Source organism: Streptomyces sp. NPDC055239 (assembly GCF_053606205.1).
On record NZ_JBSGRD010000009.1, the window covers coordinates 372,963 to 391,980 of the forward strand.

Consider the following 19,018-nt stretch of genomic DNA (forward strand, 5'->3'; position numbering starts at 1 on the left):
CGCCCGGCGTAGTGCACTTTCGTGCAATAGCCGCGCATGACGTCTGTCCTTACGGTGGGCAGTGTTCATGTCAAGCGTGGAGAGAGAGTAGGCGCGTATGAAACTGCCTCGTCGAGTGAGTACGCGAGTGTGCGCACTCGCTGTCGGTGCCGCTGTCGTGATGCCGGTGATGGGCAGCCAGGCGGCTCAGGCCGACTCCGCGTCCATCTCCGGCGCGCGCCCCGCGAACGCCGTCCCGCTCGCCGCCGCGGGGAAGTCCGACGTGGTGGCCAAGGCGGGTGGGTTCCACTCGAAGAAGGGCACGCTCTCCTGCCGAAAGAGCGGTGAGACCGCCTGGATCTGGGACTCCGCCGCGGGCACCTCACGCGTGTCGTGGAAGCCCTCCGGCGGCAGACTGGTGTCCAGGGTGTGGAAGCACTCGCACGACGGCATCTCGACGCGGACCATCCCGACGTGGCGCAAGAAGGTCACGTGGAAGGTCACGTCGACGTACGGGAACAAGAAGAACCTGAGCAAGGTGTACGGCTACTGCAGCAAGCAGGGCTGGCGTGTGGGAAAGGCGTCGGACAAGCTCAGCCAGAAGAAGTCCGGCACCAAGACCTGCCCCGCCGGTAAGACCGTCTACATCTCCTCCGGCGGAATCGGCAACATGAAGCACCGCTTCAAGTCGACCGGCGGCGGCGCGCTGCGCACGCACAACTTCGGCGGTTCTCAGCAGGTTCTGGTGACGGAACGCGCGACGCCGACCGAGATGCGTTCGGTGAAGTGGCGGGTGGAGGCCTGGAGCATCAAGAACAGCATTCCCAATGCCCAGACCGGCCGGGTCAAGATCTCCTGCATCAGCAAGTACTGAATTTCTCGTACTGAATTTCTGAATTCCCTCGCGGCGCGTGCCGGGCTCCCCACCACCGGGCGCCCGGCACGCGCCGTCACGGCTGCCTCAGGCCCCCTGCGATCTCCCGCAACGCCTCCGTCGCACGGATCAGCAGACCCGGCCCGAACGTGATCCGCGTGGCGCCCAGTTCGCCCAGCTTCCGCAGGGACGGACCGTCCGGCTTCGCGCCCGCATTGACGGGGCCGTCGATGCCCGCCCGCAGCCGCGGCAGGACCTCGGGCGGCGCGAAGATCGGATAGACGCAGTCCGCGCCCGCAGCCACGTAGAGACGGGCCCGTTCGACGGCCTGTTCGGGGTCGGCGACACCCCGGACGAACGTGTCCACACGGGCGTTGATGAACACCCGGTCGCCCGCGACGGAACGTACCTCCGCCAGCCAGTCCGCCTGCTCGCGCGGATCCTTCAGGGCCCCGCCCGACGAGTCCTCCAGGTTGCAGCCGACCGCGCCCGTCTCCAGGAGCCGCTCCACGAGCTCCTTCGGCGGCAGGCCGTAGCCGTCCTCGATGTCCGCGGACACGGGTACGGACGCGGAGACCGACCGTACGATCCGGCCTACCGCCGCGAACATCTCGTCCGGCGGCACCTCGCCGTCCGCGTACCCCAGCGACGCCGCCACCCCCGCACTCGGCGTGGCCAGGGCCGGGAACCCGGCCTCCTCGAAGACCCGGGCGCTGGCGGCGTCCCACGGCCCGGGAAGGACCAGCGGGTCACCGGGCGCACGCCCCTGATGCAGCGAGCGGAAGTCGTCCACGAGGCTCATGGCGTGTACCCGCCCGGCTCGATACGACGGCTGACCATCAGCCGGTTCCAGCTGTTGATGACCGTGATCACCCCGATGAGATGGGCGAGTTCGGCCTCGTCGAAGTGCTTGGCCGCAGTCTCGTAGGCCTCATCCGGGACGAATCCGTTCGTCAGGACGGTGACCGCCTCGGTCAGCGCGAGAGCGGCCCGCTCGCGCTCGCTGAAGAGCGCACCCGCCTCCGACCAGGCATTGAGCAGCGCGATCCGCTTCGGGTTCTCACCGTTCTTCACGGCGATGTCCATGTGCATGTCCAGGCAGAACGCGCACGCGTTGAGCTGCGAGGCCCGCATCATCACGAGCTCGGCGAGCACGGGGTCGCCGAGACCCTTCTTCGCGGCCGCGCCCAGCGCGGCCATCGCCGCCCCGACACCCTTGTCGAGGTGAGTGGTACGAGCGCTCACTTGTGGTCTCCGGCCTTGTAGTGGCCCGGCACCTGACGGGTCGAGACGCCGAAGCGGTTCCACGCGTTGATGACCGTGATCGCGGCGATCAGCTGCGTCAGCTCCTGCTCCTCGAAGAGGGCCGCGGCCTTCTCGTACACCGCGTCCGGTACGAAGCCGTCCGTCAGGACGGTGATCGCCTCGGCCAGCTCAAGGGCGGCGACCTCCTTCGCGGTGTAGAAGTGCTGTGATTCCTCCAACGCGCTGAGCTGGATGATCCGCTCCACACTCTCGCCCGCCGCGAGGGCGTCCTTGCTGTGCATGTCGATGCAGAGCGCACAGTGGTTCAGCTGGGAGGCGCGGATCTTGACGAGCTCCAGGATCACCGGGTCGACGCCCTTACGTGCGGCGGCGTCGAGCCGGATCATCGCCTTGAAGACCTCGGGGGCGTGCTGGTGCCAGTCGAGGCGGGGCGTGTGCTCGTGAAGGTATCCGGTGCTCTGTTCCTCGGTCCGCGTGTTCTCGTTCGTCGTCATGCCATCGACCGTACGACTCCAGTAGCCCAAGGGTATGGTCCATTCCTATGGAAGATTCTTGGGCCACTTTGGGCGTCGACCTCCACCTGGAGACGGACGGCGACGCGACGCGCTCCGGCGTGCGCAAGGGCCTGACGGACGCCCTGCGCGAGGCCGTGCGCGGCGGCAGGCTCGCCCCCGGAACGCGCCTGCCCTCGTCCCGCTCCCTCGCCGTCGACCTGGGCATCGCCCGCAACACCGTCGCCGACGCGTACGCGGACCTCGTCGCCGAGGGCTGGCTCACCGCCCGCCAGGGCTCGGGCACCCGCGTCGCCGAACGGGCCGTGCCGCGCCCCGTCGAACCCGCGCCGCGCCGCAGGGCCGTCGGCGGCCCGACGTACGACCTGAAGCCGGGCACCCCCGACCTCGCCTCCTTCCCGCGCGCCGCCTGGCTCAAGGCCGCCCGCCGGGCCATGTCCGCCGCCCCGAACGACGCGCTCGGCTACGGCGACCCGCGCGGCCGTATCGAGCTGCGCACCGCCCTCGCCGACTACCTCGCCCGCGCGCGCGGCGTGCACACGGACCCGGACCGCATCGTCATCTGCGCCGGGTTCGCGCAGGGGCTCAGGCTGCTCGGCGGTGTGCTGCGGGCGCGTGGCCTGCGGGAGATGACGGTCGAGTCGTACGGCCTCGACGTGCACTGGAATCTTCTGAAGCGGGCGGGGTTGCGGACGAGGCCGCTGTCGTTCGATGAACTGGGCACGTCCACGGATGAGTTGGGTTCGGGGGCTGGGGCTGGCTCCGGCTCCGGCTCCGGCTCCGCCAAGGTGGCGCTCCTGACGCCCGCGCATCAGTTCCCGATGGGGAATCCGCTGCACCCCGACCGGCGTGCGGCCGCCGTCGACTGGGCGCGGCGCGAGGGCGGACTGATCCTGGAGGACGACTACGACGGGGAGTTCCGCTACGACAGGCAGCCGGTGGGCGCGCTCCAGGGCCTCGACCCCGACCGCGTGGTCTACCTCGGCACGGCGAGCAAGTCCCTGGCCCCCGCCCTCCGGCTCGGCTGGATGGTCCTTCCCGCGCCGATCGCCGCCGAGGTCATCGAGGCGAAGGGGGGCGCGGAATGGGAGTGCGGGGCGCTTGACCAGCTGACGCTCGCGGAATTCATCACGTCAGGTGCGTACGACCGTCATGTGCGGGGCGCCCGCCTGCGCTACCGGCGCCGCCGGGACCAACTGGTCGCCGCTCTGGCCGTACGGGCGCCGGAGGTACGGGCCACGGGGATCGCAGCGGGCCTGCACGCGGTACTCGAACTGCCGCCGGGAACCGAAAAGTCGGTGGTACAGGCGGCGAGCTGGCAACGCCTCGGAGTGCAGGGCCTGTCCGCCTTCCGCCACCCGGCCGCGCGGGTTCCGGGGCGGGACGCGCTGGTGGTGGGGTACGGAACGCCGCCGGATCATGCGTGGGCGGGGGCGCTGGACGCGCTGTGCAGGGTACTGCCGTAGGGCTCGGCACCTCACTGGTGGCCGTTGATCACCGGCTGCGCCGAGCTCGTCCTCAATCGCCGGACGGGCTGAGATCTGCCTTCTCCACCGGCGCTTCCCCGAACCGCGCCAACGCCAACGCCCCCACCACGGCAACCACGAACCCGAGCACCGCGAGCCACTCCAACCCGCCCCGAGTCCGATCCCCCAGCCACACCACGCCCACCACCGCGGGCCCGATCGTCTCCCCGATGACCATCCCCGCGGTAGCGGTCGTCACCGACCCCCGTTGCAGCGCGGAGGTGAGCAACAGGAACGCCGCACCCCCACCCACCAGCAGGGCGTAGCAGGCAGGGTTCCTCACCAGCGCCCCCGGCGAGACATCGTCGATCAGCCGCACGGCCACCTCCACCACCCCGAACCCGAGCCCGGCCCCGAGCCCCAGAGCCAGCGCCCGCCCCCGTCCGGGCAGCCGCCCCGCCACCGCGCCGAGCAGCAGTACCCCCACCGCCACGCCCAGCATCACCCACCGCAGTGTCGTCGACCCGACGCCCTTGCCCTCGTCCCCCGAAGCGAGCCCCAGCATCGCGAGCCCCGCGCACACCACCCCCACAGCCGCCCACTCCACCCCGCTCAACCGCACCCGCAGCAGCCGCGAGGCCACCACGGCGGTGACGGCGAGGCTCGCGGCGAGGGCCGCACCGACGGCGTAGATCGGGATGGAGCGCAACGCCACGATCTGCAGCAGGAACCCGAGCCCGTCGAGTCCGAGCCCCACGACGTACCGCCACTGCTTCACCGCGCGCAGCAGCAGCGCGGGATCGACCCCGGACCCCGTTCCCGGCGCCGTGGCGCGGGCGGCGACGGCCTGGAAGACGGAGGCCGTGCCGAAGCAGACCGCTGAACCGAGCGCGCAAATCATCCCAAGAGACACGAAGTGACTGTAGAGGAAAGGGAATCGGTTCGGCCGTTTGGCATGGCCATGGGCATCTCCCTACGCTGAGCGCCGATCACGTACGCCAACGGGGGAGCAGTAAGGCAGATGGCAGCGGAGCAGAAGCAAGAGCAGAAGCAAGAGCAGAAGAAGCCGCGGCGCAGGCTGCGGTCCAGCACGGTCGTGCTCGGCGGAATGGGCGTCCTCGCGGCGGCCCTGACCTCGTGCGGCTCGGATCCGGACAAGCGGTGCGTGGACCGCGACAGCTACAACTCGCTCTCCGGTTACAAAATCGTCGGCGACAAGAACTGCAAGAGCGGTACGTCCTCCTCGAAGGGCAGCGGGGGCAGCTCCTACGGCACAGGCCTGGGCAAGTCCGGCCGCACGGACGCCGACTGGTACTACGACAGCGACGTCGACGGCCGCTACGCCGACTACGGCACCTTCAGCCGCAGCGAGGCCGTCGACCGCGACGGCTTCGGCTGCTCGAGCAGCGGCAGCGGCGGCGGCTGAGCCGGACGGGACCGAGAGACCCGAGAGGCCCGAGACCATGGAACGCCGCACCCTCACCCCCCGCCCCGGCTGGCAGCAGACCGTCGAGGACCAGGGGCTCATCTACCCCCTCACCCGCTACCCCGACGACTCTCTGCGCCCCTACTGGGACGAGTCCGCCTGCTACGTCTTCTCGCTGCCCGAGGTCGAGGCCCTCGAAGAAGTCGTGGAGGAGCTGCACGCGATGTGCCTGGCGGCAGCCGAGCACATCGTCACGCACGACCGCCTCGCCGACCTCGGCATCACGGACCCCCGAGTGGCCGAAGCGGTCACCGAGGCCTGGCACCGCCGTGCCGAACTGCCCTCCCTCTACGGGCGATTCGACCTCCACTACGACGGCACGAGCGGCAGCCCGGCCAAGATGCTGGAGTACAACGCCGACACCCCCACCTCCCTGGTCGAGGCCGCGAGCCCCCAGTGGTTCTGGATGGAGGAGTGCTTCCCGGGCGCCGACCAGTGGAACTCCCTCCACGAACGCCTCGTCGACGCCTGGAAGAAGCAGGCGCCGCTGCTCCCGCCCGGCGGCCCGCTGTACTTCGCGCACTCGGCGGGCGACGAGCTCGGCGAGGATCTGATGACGGTCGCGTATCTGCGCGAGACCGCGCAGCAGGCCGGGCTCGACACCGAGGCGATCTCCATGGAGGACATCGGCTGGGACCGGCTCTCGCGGCGCTTCGTCGACAAGAAGCTCGGCTTCATCCGCAGCTGTTTCAAGCTCTATCCGTGGGAGTGGCTGACCACCGACCGCTTCGCCCCGCAGGTCCTTCAGACCCTCGACAACGGCGGCGGCACCGGTTCCACCCTGTGGATCGAGCCCGCCTGGAAGATGCTCCTCTCCAACAAGGCGCTGCTCGCGATCCTTTGGGAGCTGTACCCCGGCCACCCCAACCTCCTCCCCGCCTACCTCGACGGCCCGCGTGAGCTGGCTTCCGGGCGGGGATACGTCGCCAAGCCCCTCCTAGGCCGAGAAGGCGCCGGAGTCACGATCCACCCGCCAGGAGACGAACCCCTCGTACGCGAAGAGGCCTGTTGCTACCAGGAGTTGGCGCCGCTTCCCGATTTCGACGGCAACCGCGTGGTGCTCGGTGCGTGGGTCGTCGAGGACGAGGCGGCGGGGCTCGGTATCCGGGAGTCGGCGGGTCCGATCACGGACGAGTACGCGAGGTTCCTGCCGCACGTGATCCTCTGAGGTCCGGCCTGCGGATGCACCAAGTCCCCCGAGTACGCTGCCGATTGATCGAGACGACGCACTCGGAGGCGAACCGCCCATGGCCGACAGCAGGATCAACACCACGCAGCCTCACACGGCCAGGATCTGGAACTACTGGCTCGGCGGCAAGGACAACTACCCCGTCGATCAGGCCGCCGGGGACCAGATCCGCACGCTGCACCCCGGTATCGGCGCGTACGCGCTCGCCGACCGGCAGTTCCTCGGGCGCGCCGTGAGCCACCTCGTGACCGAGTGCGGCATCCGGCAGTTCCTCGACATCGGCACCGGCCTGCCGACCGCCGACAACACCCACGAGGTCGCCCAGCGGCTCGCCCCCGAGTCCCGTGTCGTCTACTTGGACAACGACCCGTTGGTCCTCACCCACGCGCGCGCCCTGCTCACCAGCACTCCCGAGGGCAGGACGGACTACCTCGACGAGGATCTGCGCAATGTGGAGACGATCCTCGAACACGCGGCCAAGACACTGGACTTCGACCAGCCGGTGGCGCTGATCCTGCTCGGAGTCGTCATCTTCATCGAGGACGACTCCGAGGCGTACGGCATTGTGCGCCGCCTGCTCGACGCGCTGCCGGCCGGCAGCCACCTGGTCCTCTCGCACACGATCACGAGCCCGGAGATGCCCGACGTGGACGAGGCGGTGGCGTTCTGGAACGAGAACGGCACACCCAGGCTCACGCAGCGCACCCCCGAGCGAGTCGTCGAGTTCTTCGAGAGCTTGGAGCTCCTCGAACCCGGCGTGGTGTCGTGCAACCGCTGGCGCGCGGAGACCGCACCCGGCGTCGAGGACGTGGCCATGTTCGGCGGAGTCGGCGTCAAGCACTGACCCCGAAGAACCCCGAAGGACACAGCCCCGAACCGGATCACTCCCAGAACTACGCAAGGACCCCCCGCAGCTGATCAAGCCCCCAGTCCAGGTCCTCCTTGCTGATCACCAGCGGCGGAGCGATCCGGATCGTCGAGCCGTGGGTGTCCTTGACGAGGACACCCCGGCCCATCAGCTTCTCGGAGATCTCGCGGCCCGTGCCGTGCGACGGGTCGATGTCGACGCCCGCCCACAGCCCGCGGCCCCGCACCTGCGTCACCGCGCCCGTGCCTGCCAGCAGCCCGAGCTCGGAGTGCAGATGCTCGCCCAGCTCGGTGGCCCGCTGCTGGAACTCGCCCGAGCTCAGCATGGCGACGACCTCCAGGGCCACCGCGCACGCCAGTGGATTGCCGCCGAACGTCGAGCCGTGCTCACCCGGCTTGAACACCCCGAGCACATCCGCGTCCGCCACCACCGCGGACACCGGCACGACACCCCCGCCGAGCGCCTTGCCCAGGATGTACACGTCCGGCACCACGCCCTCGTGCTCGCACGCGAACGTGGCGCCCGTCCTGCCGAGCCCCGACTGGATCTCGTCCGCCATGAAGAGGACGTTCCGCTCCCGCGTCAACTCCCTTACGCCCGCCAGATATCCGGCCGGGGGTACGAGGACCCCCGCCTCGCCCTGGATCGGCTCCAGGAGCACGGCCACCGTGTTCTCCGTGACCGCGGCCCGCATCGCCGTCAGATCGCCGTACGGCACGATCTCGAATCCCGGCGTGTACGGACCGAAGTCCGCCCGCGCCTCGGCGTCCGTCGAGAAGCTGACGATGGTCGTGGTGCGCCCATGGAAGTTGTCGCGCGCGACGACGATCTTCGCCCGCCCGTCGGGCACGCCCTTGACCTGGTATCCCCACTTCCTGGCGGTCTTCACGGCCGTCTCCACCGCCTCGGCGCCGGTGTTCATCGGCAGCACCATCTCCTTGCCGCACAGCTCGGCGAGCCGCGTACAGAACTCGGCGAACCGGTCGTGGTGGAAGGCCCGCGACGTGAGCGTCACCCGCTCCAGCTGCTCCTTGGCCGCGTCGATCAGGCGGCGGTTGCCGTGCCCGAAATTCAGGGCCGAGTACCCGGCGAGCATGTCGAGGTAGCGGCGCCCCTCGACATCCGTCATCCAGGCGCCTTCGGCCGACGCGACCACGATGGGCAGGGGGTGGTAGTTGTGCGCGCTGTGGGCTTCGGCCGAGGTGATGAACTCTTCGGTAGTCGACACGGGGTCTCCGTTCGTCCTGCGGCGGGGGGCGGGTGTGGCGCCCAGTTTCTATCGTCGCTCGGATCGCGGACGAAGAAACCTGCCGTGGCGGCGTGCCCGCTAGGCTGGCCGCTACAGCGCGGCGACTGGCGCACGGGGAACGGACCCCGGGGAAGCCGTGCAAGGGCAGAACCTTCGAGGTGCCGACCGCCTGGGCACCCCGGGACCACGACCGGACACTGACCGCTCGCCCCGGAGGACGCCATGACGCACGCCGCTCCCTCAAGTTCCCCGAACACCCTCAGCCACCCCGCGCTCGCCGCCGAGGACCCCGAACTGGCTACCCTCGTCGCAGCCGAGGAGCAGCTCCAGGCCGACACCCTGCGCCTGATCCCCAGCGAGAACTACGTCTCCACCGCCGTCCTCGAAGCCTCCGGCACGGTCCTGCAGAACAAGTACAGCGAGGGCTACCCCGGCCGCCGCTACTACGAGGGCCAGCAGAACATCGACCCCGTCGAGCGGCTCGCCGTCGCCCGCGCCAAGTCCGTCTTCGGCGTCGAGCACGCGAACGTGCAGCCCTACTCCGGCTCCCCTGCCAACCTCGCCGTCTACCTCGCCTTCGCCGAGCCCGGCGACACCGTGATGGGCATGGCCCTGCCCATGGGCGGCCACCTCACCCACGGCTGGGGCGTCTCCGCCACGGGCAAGTGGTTCCGGGGCGTCCAGTACGGGGTGCGCCACGACACCGGCCTCATCGACTTCGACGAGGTGCGCGACCTCGCCCTCAAGGAACGCCCGAAGCTGATCTTCTGCGGTGGCACCGCACTGCCCCGCACCATCGACTTCGCGGCCTTCGCCGAGATCGCCCACGAGGCGGGGGCTGTCCTCGTCGCCGACATCGCGCACATCGCGGGCCTGATCGCGGGCGGCGCCCACCCCTCACCCGTACCGCACGCCGACGTGATCTCCACGACCACCCACAAGACCCTGCGCGGCCCGCGCGGCGCGATGCTGATGTCCCGCGACGAGCACGCCAAGGCCATCGACAAGGCGGTCTTCCCCGGTCTCCAGGGCGGCCCGCACAACCAGACCACCGCGGCCATCGCCGTCGCCCTGCACGAGGCGTCGCGGCCCTCCTTCCGCGACTACGCCCACGCGGTCGTCGCCAACGCCCGCGCCCTCGCCGAAGCACTGCTCGCCCGCGGCTTCGACCTGGTCTCCGGCGGTACCGACAACCACCTCATCCTGATGGACCTCACCCCCAAGGACGTACCGGGCAAGGTCGCGGCCAAGGCCCTCGACCGGGCCGGGATCGTCGTCAACCACAACACCGTGCCCTACGACCCGAGGAAGCCGTTCGACCCCTCCGGCGTCCGCATCGGCACCCCTTCCCTCACCTCCCGAGGCCTGGGCACGCAGCACATGCCGACCGTCGCCGACTGGATCGACCGAGGCGTCGCCGCGGCCCGTGCCGGAGACGAGGACGCCCTGACGAAGATCCGCTCCGAGGTGGCCGACCTGATGTCCGCCCACCCGGCTCCGGGCCTTCCGACCCACTGACCCTGTGTTCCTCGTCTCATTCGCGACGGCCGGATCACAAGATCGCGGCACACCCGTCACACGACTGTTTCCGAGCTATGAGAGTCACCTGAGAGAATGAGCCTCATGGCCATTGATCGTCCTCGCGTGCTCTCCGGAATCCAGCCCACCGCAGGCTCGTTCCACCTCGGCAACTACCTCGGCGCGGTCCGCCAGTGGGTGGCGCTGCAGGAGTCTCACGACGCCTTCTACATGGTGGTGGACCTGCACGCGATCACGATCCCGCAGGACCCGGCCGAGCTGCGGGCCAACACCCGGCTCGCCGCCGCCCAGCTCCTGGCGGCGGGACTCGACCCGGAGCGCTGCACGCTCTTCGTCCAGAGCCACGTCCCCGAGCACGCCCAGCTCGCCTGGATCATGAACTGCCTCACGGGCTTCGGCGAGGCGTCGCGCATGACGCAGTTCAAGGACAAGGCGGCCAAGCAGGGTGCGGACCGCGCCTCCGTGGGCCTCTTCACGTACCCCGTCCTCCAGGTCGCGGACATCCTGCTCTACCAGGCCCATCAGGTCCCGGTCGGCGAGGACCAGCGCCAGCACATCGAGCTGACCCGCGACCTCGCTGAGCGGTTCAACGGCCGCTTCGGAGAGACGTTCACCGTTCCGGCGGCGTACATCCTCAAGGAGACGGCGAAGATCTTCGATCTCCAGGACCCGGCGATCAAGATGAGCAAGTCGGCGTCAACGCCGAAGGGCCTGATCAACCTCCTCGACGAGCCCAAGGCCACCGCCAAGAAGGTCAAGAGCGCCGTCACCGACACCGACACGGTCGTGCGCTACGACACGGCGGAGAAGCCGGGTGTCAGCAACCTCCTCAGCATCTACTCCACGCTCACCGGCACCGGTATTCCGGAACTGGAGCAGAAGTACGTCGGCAAGGGCTACGGTGCGCTGAAGACTGACCTCGCCGACGTCATGGTCGACTTCGTGACTCCCTTCCGGGACCGCACCCAGGCCTACCTGGACGACCCGGAGACGCTCGACTCGATCCTGGCCAAGGGCGCGGAGAAGGCGCGCGCCGTCGCCGCGGAGACACTTGCCCAGGCGTACGACAAGGTGGGCCTCCTGCCCGCCAAGCACTGAGCCACACCGCCCCCTGCACCGCACAAGGCACAGCAGCGCCCTCTGGCAGCCAGCCAGCCAGTCAGCCATCCGCCGCCCGCCATCCGACCGACAGGAGTACGACGTGGGGACCGTAACGATCGGTGTGTCGATCGCGGTCCCGGAGCCTTACGGCAGCCTGCTCCAGGAGCGGCGCGCGGGCTTCGGGGATCCCGCGGCGCACGGCATCCCCACCCACGTCACGCTGCTGCCGCCCACTGAGGTGGACGCAACCGCGCTGCCTGCGGTTGAGGCGCACCTGGGGGCCGTCGCGGCGGCCGGGCGCCCCTTCCCGATGCGGCTCTCCGGTACGGGCACGTTCCGTCCGCTGTCGCCCGTCGTCTTCGTCCAGGTGATGTCCGGCGGCGCGGCCTGCGGCTGGCTGCAGGAGCGGGTGCGGGACGCCTCCGGGCCCATGGCGCGCGAGCTGCAGTTCCCGTACCACCCGCACGTCACGGTGGCGCACGGCATCTCCGAGGAAGCCATGGACCGGGCGTACGCGGAGCTTTCTGAGTACAGGGCCGAGTGGCCCTGCACCGGCTTCGCGCTCTACGAACAGGGCGCCGACGGCGTGTGGCGCAAGCTGCGCGAGTTCGCCTTCGGCGGTGGCGGCCCTGTGGTGCCTCCGCAGGCCTCGGCCCCGGCCGCACACAGTTCGCTGCCCGCTCGCTGACCCGGGGCGCCGACCCCGTGGAACCTCACACCGGAAGCCGCCGGAACACCGTCCGCGGCACGTGACGCAGCGCCGACATGACCACCCGCAGCGCGCCGGGCACCCACACCGTCTCCGAGCGCCGCCGCAGGCCCGTCTCGATGGCCAGCGCGACCGCCTCCGGAGTGGTCGCCATCGGCGCCTCCTCCAGGCCCGCCGTCATCTTGGAGCGTACGAATCCGGGGCGCACGACCATCACGTGCACACCCGTGCCGTGCAGCGCGTCGCCCAGGCCCTGGGCGAAGGCGTCAAGGCCCGCTTTGCTCGACCCGTAGATGAAGTTCGTGCGCCGTGCCCGCTCGCCCGCGACCGACGAGAGCACCACCAGGGAGCCGTGCCCCTGGGCCTGAAGGGACCGCGCGCACACCAGGCCCGCGGAGACCGCCCCGGTGTAGTTCGTCTGTGCGACCCGCACCGCCGAAAGCGGCTCGTCCTCGTCGCGTGCCTGGTCGCCGAGGATGCCGAAGGCCAGCAGGACCATGTCGATGTCGCCCTCGGCGAAGATCTTGCCGAGCGTGGCCTCGTGGGACTCGGAGTCGAGCGCGTCGAAGGCGACGGTACGGACGTCGGCCCCCAGCTCGCGCAGGCCCGCGGCGGCCTTCTCCAGGCCCGGCGAAGGCCGCCCCGCCAGCCACACCGTGCGGGTGCGCCGCGCGACCAGACGGCGGGCGGTGGCGAGACCGATCTCGGAGGTGCCGCCGAGTACGAGCAGGGACTGGGGGGTGCCGAAGGCGTCCTTCATGGGACCAACTCCTTGAGGTGCTAGAGGGCGAGGCGGCGCGAGAGGTCCGAGCGGAACACGCCGCGCGGGTCGATCTCCGCCCGCAGCGCGCGGAAGTCGTCGAGCCGCGGATACATCGCGGCGAGCATGTCGGGGCGCAGGCGGGAGTCCTTGGCCAGGTAGACGCGGCCGTCGGAGGCGGCGACCTCCTCGTCGAGCTCGTCGAGGAAGGCGCCGAGGCCCGGCAGGTTCGCCGGGATGTCCAGGGCGAGGGTCCAGCCGGGCATCGGGAAGGAGAGCCAGCCCGGATCGCCCTCTCCGAAGCGCTTCAGTACGGCGAGGAAGGACGGGCAGCCGCGGTCCGAGATGCGCCGCACGATGCGGCGCAGAGACTCCTCCTGGCCGTATCCGACGACGAATTGGTACTGCACGAAGCCGCCGCGGCCGTACACGCGGTTCCAGTGCGGTACGCCGTCCAAGGGGTGGAAGAACGTCGACATCTTCTGGAGTTCGCCCACCCGCAGGCGCGGTGCCTTGCGGTACCAGAGCTCATTGAAGAGGCCCACCGACTTGCGGCCGAGCAGCCCTTCGGGCAGGAAGCGCGGGGCGGAAGGCAGCTGACCGGGGCGGAACGTCAACGGGGCTCTACGCGCGCGTGGCGGGAGGGCGTCAAGAGGGGCGTGGTCGCCGCGCGTGAGCACCGCGCGCCCCATCGACACACCGCGCGCCAGGAGGTCGATCCACGCGACCGAGTAGCGGTAGCGGTGGTCGGTCGCGGTGAGGCGGGCCATCAGGTCGTCCAGGTCGGTGGCGCGCTCCGTGTCCACCGTCATCAACGACGTCTCCACCGGCTGAAGTCGCAGCGTCGCGGCGAGGATCACGCCGGTCAGGCCCATGCCGCCCGCCGTCGCGTCGAACAGGGGAGTGCCGTTCTCGACCGCCTGCACCGCGCCGTCGGCGGTGAGCAGTTCCACGGCCATCACATGGCGCGAGAACGACCCGGACCCGTGGTGGTTCTTGCCGTGGATGTCCGCGCCGATCGCGCCGCCCACGGTCACATAGCGGGTCCCCGGCGTGACCGGCACGAACCAGCCGAGCGGGAGCAGGACCTCCATCAGGTGGTGCAGGGAGACCCCGGCGTCGCACAGGACGGTGCCCGCGTCCGCGTCGATGGCGTGGATGCGGTCCATGCCGGTCATGTCGAGGACCGCGCCGCCCGCGTTCTGCGCGGCGTCCCCATAAGCCCTCCCCAGGCCTCTGGCGATGCCGCCGCGCTCCCCGCAGGCCTGGAGGGCGGCCACGGCCTCCTCGGGTGAACGGGGGCGGATCAGGCGGGCGGTGGTGGGGGCGGTGCGCCCCCACCCCGACACGGAAACGGCCTCGGACGTCGTCGCGGTCGCGGAGTCGGTGGACGGAGCGGAGTCGGCAGGCATACACGTGACCGTATCGTCCAAGCAAGTGCAGTTTGCCCATATTCATCCAAACTCTCACCGAAATGGGTGATTGAGGGAGTGTCGTCGTATATTGCCGTAAATATTGAGAGGTCGCCTAGAAGAGTCGGCAGGGAGGTCAGGTCCTCGAAGTCACCGGAGAAGGAGGCCACATGCACGACCTGGACCACCGGCTGCTGTCGGCCCTGCGCGACTGCGGCTCCGACGCGCGCGTGGCCGCCGCCGCACGGGCCCTGTCCTGGGCCGGCGAGCACGGCGCCCTCTGGATCGCCGGGGGACTCGCGGGCGCCGCGGTCGACCGCGGGCGACGCGGCACATGGCTGCGCGCCACGGCGCTGACCGCCGCCGCACACCTGGCCAGCATGGGCGTCAAACGGGTCGTACGGCGCCCGCGCCCCGGCGCCGACACGGGCGTGGAGCCCCTCGTCAGGACCGCGGGACGGCACTCCTTCCCCAGCTCGCACGCCACTTCGGCCGCCGCGGCCACCGTCGCGTACGGCGCGCTGAGCCCCGCCGGAGCCCGTATCGCCGCGCCGCTCGCCGCCGCGATGTGCGTCTCGCGGATGGTCGTCGGCGTCCACTACCCCAGTGACGTGGCGGCGGGCGCGGCCCTCGGCGCCCTCACCGCGCGCGTGGGCTCCGCCTGGATGAACGGGGGCCGCACGCATGGCTGACCGCACCGCCCTGCTCGAACGCCCCCAGCCGCCAGGCCCGTCAGGACCGACACCCCTCGCCCTGCCGCTCGGCCTCCTGAAGACCGCGCGCCCCCGCCAGTGGGTGAAGAACGTCCTGGTCGTCGCGGCCCCCGCCGCCGCGGGCGAGCTCTTCTCGCGCCACTCCCTGATCCAACTCGCTCTGGTCTTCGCGCTGTTCACGGCCGCCGCGTCCGCCGTCTACCTCATCAACGACGCGCGCGACGCCGACGCCGACCGCGCCCACCCCACCAAGTGCCGCAGGCCGGTCGCCGCGGGGCAGGTGCCGGTGCCGGTCGCGTACGCGGTCGGCGGGCTGCTCGCCGTGCTCGCGCCCGTGGCCGCCGCCGCGCTCTGCACACCCCTGACGGCGGGACTGCTCGCCGCCTACGTAGTGATGCAACTGGCCTACTGCGTCAGCCTCAAGCACGTACTCGTCGTCGATCTCGCCGTCGTCACCACGGGCTTCCTCATGCGGGCGATGATCGGGGGAGTGGCACTCGGCATCCCGCTCTCGCGCTGGTTCCTGATCACCACGGGCTTCGGCGCGCTCTTCATGGTCTCCGCCAAGCGCTACTCCGAAGCCGTCCAGATGTCCGGGAGCTCCGAGAAGCTGGGCGCCACGCGCGCGTTGCTCACCGAATACACCACCGGCTACCTCCGCTTCGTCTGGCAGCTCGCCGCCGGGGTCGCCGTCCTCGCGTACTGCCTGTGGGCCATGGAGAGCGGCGGCACCGCCAACGGCAGCTCGCTGCCCTGGCGGCAGCTGTCGATGGCCGCCTTCGTCCTCGCGGTCCTGCGGTACGCCGTCTTCGCCGACCGGGGCACGGCGGGCGAGCCCGAGGACGTCGTCCTGCGCGACCGCGCGCTCGCCGTCATCGGCCTGGTGTGGATCGCCATGTACGGCCTCGCGGTCGCCGACTGGTGAGCGCCCTCAAGGAGCGCCTTCGGGCCATGGGCCCCGAGCTGCTCGGCTTCGCCGCCGCCGGGATCTGCGCGTACGCCGTCGACCTGGGCCTCTTCGTCTGGCTGCGCGGACCCGTCGGTCTCGACCCGCTGACCGCGAAGGCGCTCTCCTTCTTGGCCGGTTGTTCGGTCGCGTACGCGGGCAACGCGCTCGGCACCTACCGGCGGCGCGAGGGGGCCGCCGTCTCGCGCCTTCGCCAGTACGGGATCTTCTTCGCCGTCAACATCGCGGGCGCCCTGGTGCAACTGCTCTGCATCGCGGTGTCTCACTACGGCCTAGGCCTCACCTCACAGCGCGCCGACACTGTTTCCGGTGCGGGAGTCGGTATGGCGCTCGCCACCGTTCTGCGTTTCTGGGGTACCCGGACCTTGGTCTTCCGTTCTGTGGGCAGGGAGGCAACATGGACTGGCTGAAAAAGCTCCCCGGCATCGGACCCCTGGTGGAGCGACTGATGCGCACGCACGCGTGGAGCGCGTACGAGCGGCTCGACAGTGTGCACTGGACCCGCCTGGCGGCCGCGATGACGTTCATCAGCTTCCTGGCGCTCTTCCCGCTGATCACCGTCGCCGCCGCGATCGCCGCCGCGACGCTCTCCAAGGGGCAGCAGAACAAGCTCGAGGACACCATCTCCCAGCAGGTCCCCGGCATCTCCGATCAGCTGAACCTCGATGCCCTGGTCGCCAACGCGGGCACCATCGGCCTCGTCGCGGGCGCCCTGCTGCTCTTCACCGGCATCGGCTGGGTCGGCTCGATGCGGGAGTGCCTGCGGGCCGTCTGGGAGCTGGAGGACATCGAAGAGAACCCCGTCATGCGCAAGATCAAGGACGCCGGGGTGCTCTTCGGACTCGGTGGCGCGGGCCTCGCGTCCGTCGCCGCGTCGACCCTCGCGTCGACCGCCGTCGGCTGGAGCGCCGACCTGCTCGGTGTCTCGGAGAACGGCTGGGGCGGGGTGCTCCTACAGGCGATCGCGTTCGCCATCGCCGTCTTCGCGGACTTCCTGCTGCTGCTCTACGTCCTGACGCTGCTGCCGGACGTCCAGCCGCCGCGCCGGCACCTGATCACCGCGGGACTGATCGGCGCGGCAGGCTTCGAGCTGCTCAAGCTGCTGCTCGGCGGCTATATGAAGGGCGTCGCGTCGAAGAGCATGTACGGCGCTTTCGGAGTGCCCATCGCGCTCCTCCTGTGGATCAACTTCACGGCGAAGCTTCTGCTGTTCTGCGCCGCCTGGACGGCGACGCGGAAGCAGGAACGTACCGAAACAGAAGAGGAAACCGGCCAGGAGGAGGCCGGCGACGTCAGCGGCGGCTCTTCCGCCGCACCAGGTCCGGCAGCGGCATCCGGCGGCTGATCACGAACCACCCGGCGGCGATGAGCGCGAGGACGCCACCCGCGACGCCGAGCGCGATGCCGACACCGCCCGAGCTCTTGTCGGAGGCGTGCGCCACGTTCTTGGCCGCGCTCGAATCGCTCTTCCCGGCGCCGGGAGCACCCTTGCCGCTGCCCGTACCGGCACCCTTCGGGGCGACCAGTTCGCCCACCGGGTCGACCTTGCCCGAGGCCTTGAAGCCCCAGTCGAGGAGGCGCTCGGTCTCCTTGTAGACCGCGTGCTGCTCCCCGGAGTCCGGGTTCATGACGGTGACGAGCAGCACCTTGCCGTCGCGCTCGGCGACACCGGTGAAGGTGTTGCCCGCGTTCGTGGTGCTGCCGTTCTTGACGCCCGCGATGCCCTTGTAGGCGTCGAGACCGATGTCTCCCGTGAGGAGTCGGTTGGTGTTCTGGATCGCGAAGGACTCGCGCTTCTTCTTGCCCTTGTCCTTGCCCTTCGTGACCTTCTTGGTCTCACCGGGGAACTGGGCGGTGGCCGTCGAGCAGTACTCGCGGAAGTCCTTCTTCTGCAGCCCGGAGCGGGCGAACAGCGTCAGGTCGTACGCGGAGGAGACCTGCCCCTTCTCGTCGTAGCCGTCCGGGGTGACCACGTGCGTGTCCAGGGCCTGCAGCTCCTCGGCGTGCGACTGCATGTCCTTGACGGTCTGCGGGACACCGCCGTTCATCGCCGAGAGGACGTGCACCGCGTCATTGCCCGACCGCAGGAAGACACCGAGCCACAGGTCGTGGACCGAGTACGTCTCGTTCTCCTTGACGCCGACCAAGCTGCTGCCCACGCCGATGCCCGCCATGTCGGAGAGCTCGACCTTGTGCTTCTGCGACTTGGGGAACTTCGGCAGGACCGTGTCCGCGAAGAGCATCTTCAGGGTGCTCGCCGGGGGCAGCCGCCAGTGCGAGTTGTGCGAGGCGAGCACCTCGCCGGTCTCGGCGTCGGAGACGAGCCAGGAGCGCGCCGACAGTTCCTTGGGGAGTACGGGGGCACCCGCCTTCAGGCTCACCTGGGTGCCGGGCTCGCCGAGCTTGGCACCGCCCACGGTCGACATCGAGGCGGGTGGCTTGGGTTTGCCCCCGTCTCCCGGCTTGTCGTCCGCCCATGCGGGAGCTGTGGTCGACATGGTGAGCAATGCGGCGGAAGTGACCAACAAGGCGGTCTTTTTTACGGCAGGCACGGACGAGAACGTACAGGGCGCCGCTGTGGAAGTCGCCGCCGAGGTGGGCTGAGTGTCGGGCTCCCCACCCCGGCGGCGCCTCGGAAGGGAGTCTCGCGATACTGAACGTATGAAGCTCAGCCGCCCGGTCTCCTGGTTCCTGCTCGCCTTCGGTGTGTGGAGCTGGTTCATCTGGATCACTTTCGTCAAGAACCTGTGGAAGGACGGCAGTGGGCTCGCCTTCGATGACGCAGGCGACCCGACCGCGTACTTCTGGGTCCACCTGACGCTCGCCGTCGCCTCCTTTGTCTTGGGGACGGTGGTAGGGACCATTGGGTTCCGTGGGGTTCGTGCTCTGCGCCGTACGTCATAACTGATCGGTCACTGTTGAGGGGCT

General features: G+C 70.0%; 21 protein-coding genes and 1 riboswitch. Of the genes, 13 read left to right on the top strand and 8 right to left on the bottom strand.

The genetic code is table 11. The features are described from left to right. Positions 1-115: 115 nt before the first annotated feature. Positions 116-853 (top strand): hypothetical protein, encoded by a 738-nt coding sequence (locus tag ACWFRJ_RS28115; protein ID WP_453536596.1) that lies wholly within the window; start codon positions 116-118, stop codon positions 851-853. 76 nt (positions 854-929) lie between these two features. On the opposite strand, the gene ACWFRJ_RS28120 is transcribed toward ACWFRJ_RS28115, so the two are convergent. From ACWFRJ_RS28120 to ACWFRJ_RS28130, 3 genes are read right to left on the bottom strand one after another with little or no spacing between them, the layout of a single operon-like run. Beyond that, entirely contained in the window at positions 930-1,655 is a 726-nt protein-coding gene (locus ACWFRJ_RS28120) for an isocitrate lyase/PEP mutase family protein (protein WP_453536599.1), read from the bottom strand. Then, entirely contained in the window at positions 1,652-2,098 is a 447-nt protein-coding gene (locus ACWFRJ_RS28125) for a carboxymuconolactone decarboxylase family protein (protein WP_453536602.1), read from the bottom strand. The genes ACWFRJ_RS28120 and ACWFRJ_RS28125 overlap by 4 nt, the downstream gene beginning before the upstream one ends. After that, positions 2,095-2,613 (bottom strand): carboxymuconolactone decarboxylase family protein, encoded by a 519-nt coding sequence (locus ACWFRJ_RS28130; protein WP_453536605.1) that lies wholly within the window; start codon positions 2,611-2,613, stop codon positions 2,095-2,097. Before ACWFRJ_RS28130 ends, ACWFRJ_RS28125 begins: the two co-directional genes overlap by 4 nt. Before the next feature lie 47 nt (positions 2,614-2,660). Here ACWFRJ_RS28130 and pdxR point away from each other — a divergent pair, with 47 nt between their 5' ends. Beyond that, entirely contained in the window at positions 2,661-4,097 is a 1,437-nt protein-coding gene (gene pdxR, locus ACWFRJ_RS28135) for a MocR-like pyridoxine biosynthesis transcription factor PdxR (protein ID WP_453536608.1), read from the top strand. A gap of 52 nt (positions 4,098-4,149) precedes the next feature. Here the strand turns inward: pdxR and ACWFRJ_RS28140 are convergent, their stop codons facing one another. Then, positions 4,150-4,998: a hypothetical protein gene (locus tag ACWFRJ_RS28140; protein WP_453536725.1), complete on the bottom strand. Its 849-nt coding sequence runs from the start codon at positions 4,996-4,998 to the stop codon at positions 4,150-4,152. Between the two features lie 120 nt (positions 4,999-5,118). Between ACWFRJ_RS28140 and ACWFRJ_RS28145 the strand changes: the two genes are divergently transcribed. From ACWFRJ_RS28145 to ACWFRJ_RS28155, 3 genes are all read left to right on the top strand, one after another. Beyond that, entirely contained in the window at positions 5,119-5,523 is a 405-nt protein-coding gene (locus ACWFRJ_RS28145; protein WP_453536611.1) for a hypothetical protein, read from the top strand. 37 nt (positions 5,524-5,560) lie between these two features. Continuing rightward, positions 5,561-6,751 (top strand): glutathionylspermidine synthase family protein, encoded by a 1,191-nt coding sequence (locus ACWFRJ_RS28150; RefSeq protein ID WP_453536614.1) that lies wholly within the window; start codon positions 5,561-5,563, stop codon positions 6,749-6,751. 79 nt (positions 6,752-6,830) lie between these two features. Further along, positions 6,831-7,616, top strand: coding sequence for an SAM-dependent methyltransferase (locus ACWFRJ_RS28155; protein ID WP_453536617.1), 786 nt, complete (start codon positions 6,831-6,833; stop codon positions 7,614-7,616). A 49-nt stretch (positions 7,617-7,665) separates the two neighbouring features. Here the strand turns inward: ACWFRJ_RS28155 and rocD are convergent, their stop codons facing one another. Continuing rightward, positions 7,666-8,868: an ornithine--oxo-acid transaminase gene (gene rocD / locus ACWFRJ_RS28160; RefSeq protein ID WP_453536619.1), complete on the bottom strand. Its 1,203-nt coding sequence runs from the start codon at positions 8,866-8,868 to the stop codon at positions 7,666-7,668. Positions 8,869-8,979: 111 nt separating this feature from the next. Beyond that, a riboswitch (ZMP/ZTP riboswitch) is annotated at positions 8,980-9,071 on the top strand. A gap of 40 nt (positions 9,072-9,111) precedes the next feature. On the opposite strand from rocD, the gene ACWFRJ_RS28165 reads away from it, so the two are divergent. From ACWFRJ_RS28165 to ACWFRJ_RS28175, 3 genes are all read left to right on the top strand, one after another. Next, positions 9,112-10,407, top strand: coding sequence for a serine hydroxymethyltransferase (locus ACWFRJ_RS28165; RefSeq protein WP_453536622.1), 1,296 nt, complete (start codon positions 9,112-9,114; stop codon positions 10,405-10,407). Between the two features lie 105 nt (positions 10,408-10,512). After that, positions 10,513-11,526, top strand: coding sequence for a tryptophan--tRNA ligase (trpS, locus tag ACWFRJ_RS28170; protein WP_453536625.1), 1,014 nt, complete (start codon positions 10,513-10,515; stop codon positions 11,524-11,526). Positions 11,527-11,629: 103 nt separating this feature from the next. Continuing rightward, positions 11,630-12,217 carry a 2'-5' RNA ligase family protein gene (locus ACWFRJ_RS28175; protein ID WP_453536628.1) on the top strand — a complete coding sequence of 196 codons (588 nt, stop codon included), beginning with the start codon at positions 11,630-11,632 and terminating at the stop codon, positions 12,215-12,217. Positions 12,218-12,242: 25 nt separating this feature from the next. Here ACWFRJ_RS28175 and ACWFRJ_RS28180 read toward each other — a convergent pair whose 3' ends face one another. Together ACWFRJ_RS28180 and ACWFRJ_RS28185 are read right to left on the bottom strand one after the other, a co-directional pair. Next, positions 12,243-12,998, bottom strand: a complete 756-nt coding sequence (locus ACWFRJ_RS28180) for a decaprenylphospho-beta-D-erythro-pentofuranosid-2-ulose 2-reductase (RefSeq protein WP_389904144.1) — start codon at positions 12,996-12,998, stop codon at positions 12,243-12,245. 20 nt (positions 12,999-13,018) lie between these two features. Beyond that, a complete protein-coding gene (locus ACWFRJ_RS28185) occupies positions 13,019-14,410 on the bottom strand; it encodes an FAD-binding protein (protein WP_453536631.1) in 1,392 nt (463 codons plus the stop codon). Between the two features lie 170 nt (positions 14,411-14,580). Between ACWFRJ_RS28185 and ACWFRJ_RS28190 the strand changes: the two genes are divergently transcribed. Genes ACWFRJ_RS28190 through ACWFRJ_RS28205 form a run of 4 tightly spaced genes read left to right on the top strand, consistent with a single transcriptional unit; the run spans position 14,581 to position 17,435 of the window. Continuing rightward, the gene (locus ACWFRJ_RS28190) at positions 14,581-15,102 is read left to right on the top strand and encodes a phosphatase PAP2 family protein (protein ID WP_453536634.1); all 522 of its coding nucleotides are present in this window, start codon (positions 14,581-14,583) and stop codon (positions 15,100-15,102) included. Next, the gene (locus tag ACWFRJ_RS28195) at positions 15,095-16,048 is read left to right on the top strand and encodes a decaprenyl-phosphate phosphoribosyltransferase (protein ID WP_453536637.1); all 954 of its coding nucleotides are present in this window, start codon (positions 15,095-15,097) and stop codon (positions 16,046-16,048) included. The genes ACWFRJ_RS28190 and ACWFRJ_RS28195 overlap by 8 nt, the downstream gene beginning before the upstream one ends. Before the next feature lie 26 nt (positions 16,049-16,074). Beyond that, positions 16,075-16,500, top strand: coding sequence for a GtrA family protein (locus tag ACWFRJ_RS28200; RefSeq protein ID WP_453536728.1), 426 nt, complete (start codon positions 16,075-16,077; stop codon positions 16,498-16,500). Then, positions 16,488-17,435 (top strand): YihY/virulence factor BrkB family protein, encoded by a 948-nt coding sequence (locus ACWFRJ_RS28205; RefSeq protein ID WP_453536641.1) that lies wholly within the window; start codon positions 16,488-16,490, stop codon positions 17,433-17,435. Before ACWFRJ_RS28200 ends, ACWFRJ_RS28205 begins: the two co-directional genes overlap by 13 nt. On the opposite strand, the gene ACWFRJ_RS28210 is transcribed toward ACWFRJ_RS28205, so the two are convergent. Next, positions 17,383-18,588, bottom strand: a complete 1,206-nt coding sequence (locus ACWFRJ_RS28210; protein ID WP_453536643.1) for a D-alanyl-D-alanine carboxypeptidase family protein — start codon at positions 18,586-18,588, stop codon at positions 17,383-17,385. The two genes, ACWFRJ_RS28205 and ACWFRJ_RS28210, sit on opposite strands and share 53 nt — an antisense overlap. A 163-nt stretch (positions 18,589-18,751) precedes the next feature. Between ACWFRJ_RS28210 and ACWFRJ_RS28215 the strand changes: the two genes are divergently transcribed. Beyond that, positions 18,752-18,994: an SCO4848 family membrane protein gene (locus ACWFRJ_RS28215; protein WP_383268708.1), complete on the top strand. Its 243-nt coding sequence runs from the start codon at positions 18,752-18,754 to the stop codon at positions 18,992-18,994. Positions 18,995-19,018: the final 24 nt, after the last annotated feature.

What these genes read in the sequence shown, in the direction of transcription:
- ACWFRJ_RS28205 (WP_453536641.1), top strand. Translation starts at nt 16,488, where the DNA reads ATGGACTGGCTGAAAAAGCTCCCCGGCATCGGACCCCTGGTGGAGCGA.
- ACWFRJ_RS28200 (WP_453536728.1), top strand. Translation starts at nt 16,075, where the DNA reads ATGGGCCCCGAGCTGCTCGGCTTCGCCGCCGCCGGGATCTGCGCGTAC.
- ACWFRJ_RS28120 (WP_453536599.1), bottom strand. Translation starts at nt 1,655, where the DNA reads ATGAGCCTCGTGGACGACTTCCGCTCGCTGCATCAGGGGCGTGCGCCC.
- ACWFRJ_RS28215 (WP_383268708.1), top strand. Translation starts at nt 18,752, where the DNA reads ATGAAGCTCAGCCGCCCGGTCTCCTGGTTCCTGCTCGCCTTCGGTGTG.
- ACWFRJ_RS28185 (WP_453536631.1), bottom strand. Translation starts at nt 14,410, where the DNA reads ATGCCTGCCGACTCCGCTCCGTCCACCGACTCCGCGACCGCGACGACG.
- pdxR (WP_453536608.1), top strand. Translation starts at nt 2,661, where the DNA reads ATGGAAGATTCTTGGGCCACTTTGGGCGTCGACCTCCACCTGGAGACG.
- ACWFRJ_RS28180 (WP_389904144.1), bottom strand. Translation starts at nt 12,998, where the DNA reads ATGAAGGACGCCTTCGGCACCCCCCAGTCCCTGCTCGTACTCGGCGGC.
- ACWFRJ_RS28210 (WP_453536643.1), bottom strand. Translation starts at nt 18,588, where the DNA reads ATGTCGACCACAGCTCCCGCATGGGCGGACGACAAGCCGGGAGACGGG.
- ACWFRJ_RS28140 (WP_453536725.1), bottom strand. Translation starts at nt 4,998, where the DNA reads ATGATTTGCGCGCTCGGTTCAGCGGTCTGCTTCGGCACGGCCTCCGTC.
- ACWFRJ_RS28145 (WP_453536611.1), top strand. Translation starts at nt 5,119, where the DNA reads ATGGCAGCGGAGCAGAAGCAAGAGCAGAAGCAAGAGCAGAAGAAGCCG.
- trpS (WP_453536625.1), top strand. Translation starts at nt 10,513, where the DNA reads ATGGCCATTGATCGTCCTCGCGTGCTCTCCGGAATCCAGCCCACCGCA.
- ACWFRJ_RS28165 (WP_453536622.1), top strand. Translation starts at nt 9,112, where the DNA reads ATGACGCACGCCGCTCCCTCAAGTTCCCCGAACACCCTCAGCCACCCC.
- ACWFRJ_RS28155 (WP_453536617.1), top strand. Translation starts at nt 6,831, where the DNA reads ATGGCCGACAGCAGGATCAACACCACGCAGCCTCACACGGCCAGGATC.
- ACWFRJ_RS28130 (WP_453536605.1), bottom strand. Translation starts at nt 2,613, where the DNA reads ATGACGACGAACGAGAACACGCGGACCGAGGAACAGAGCACCGGATAC.
- ACWFRJ_RS28190 (WP_453536634.1), top strand. Translation starts at nt 14,581, where the DNA reads ATGCACGACCTGGACCACCGGCTGCTGTCGGCCCTGCGCGACTGCGGC.
- ACWFRJ_RS28195 (WP_453536637.1), top strand. Translation starts at nt 15,095, where the DNA reads ATGGCTGACCGCACCGCCCTGCTCGAACGCCCCCAGCCGCCAGGCCCG.
- ACWFRJ_RS28150 (WP_453536614.1), top strand. Translation starts at nt 5,561, where the DNA reads ATGGAACGCCGCACCCTCACCCCCCGCCCCGGCTGGCAGCAGACCGTC.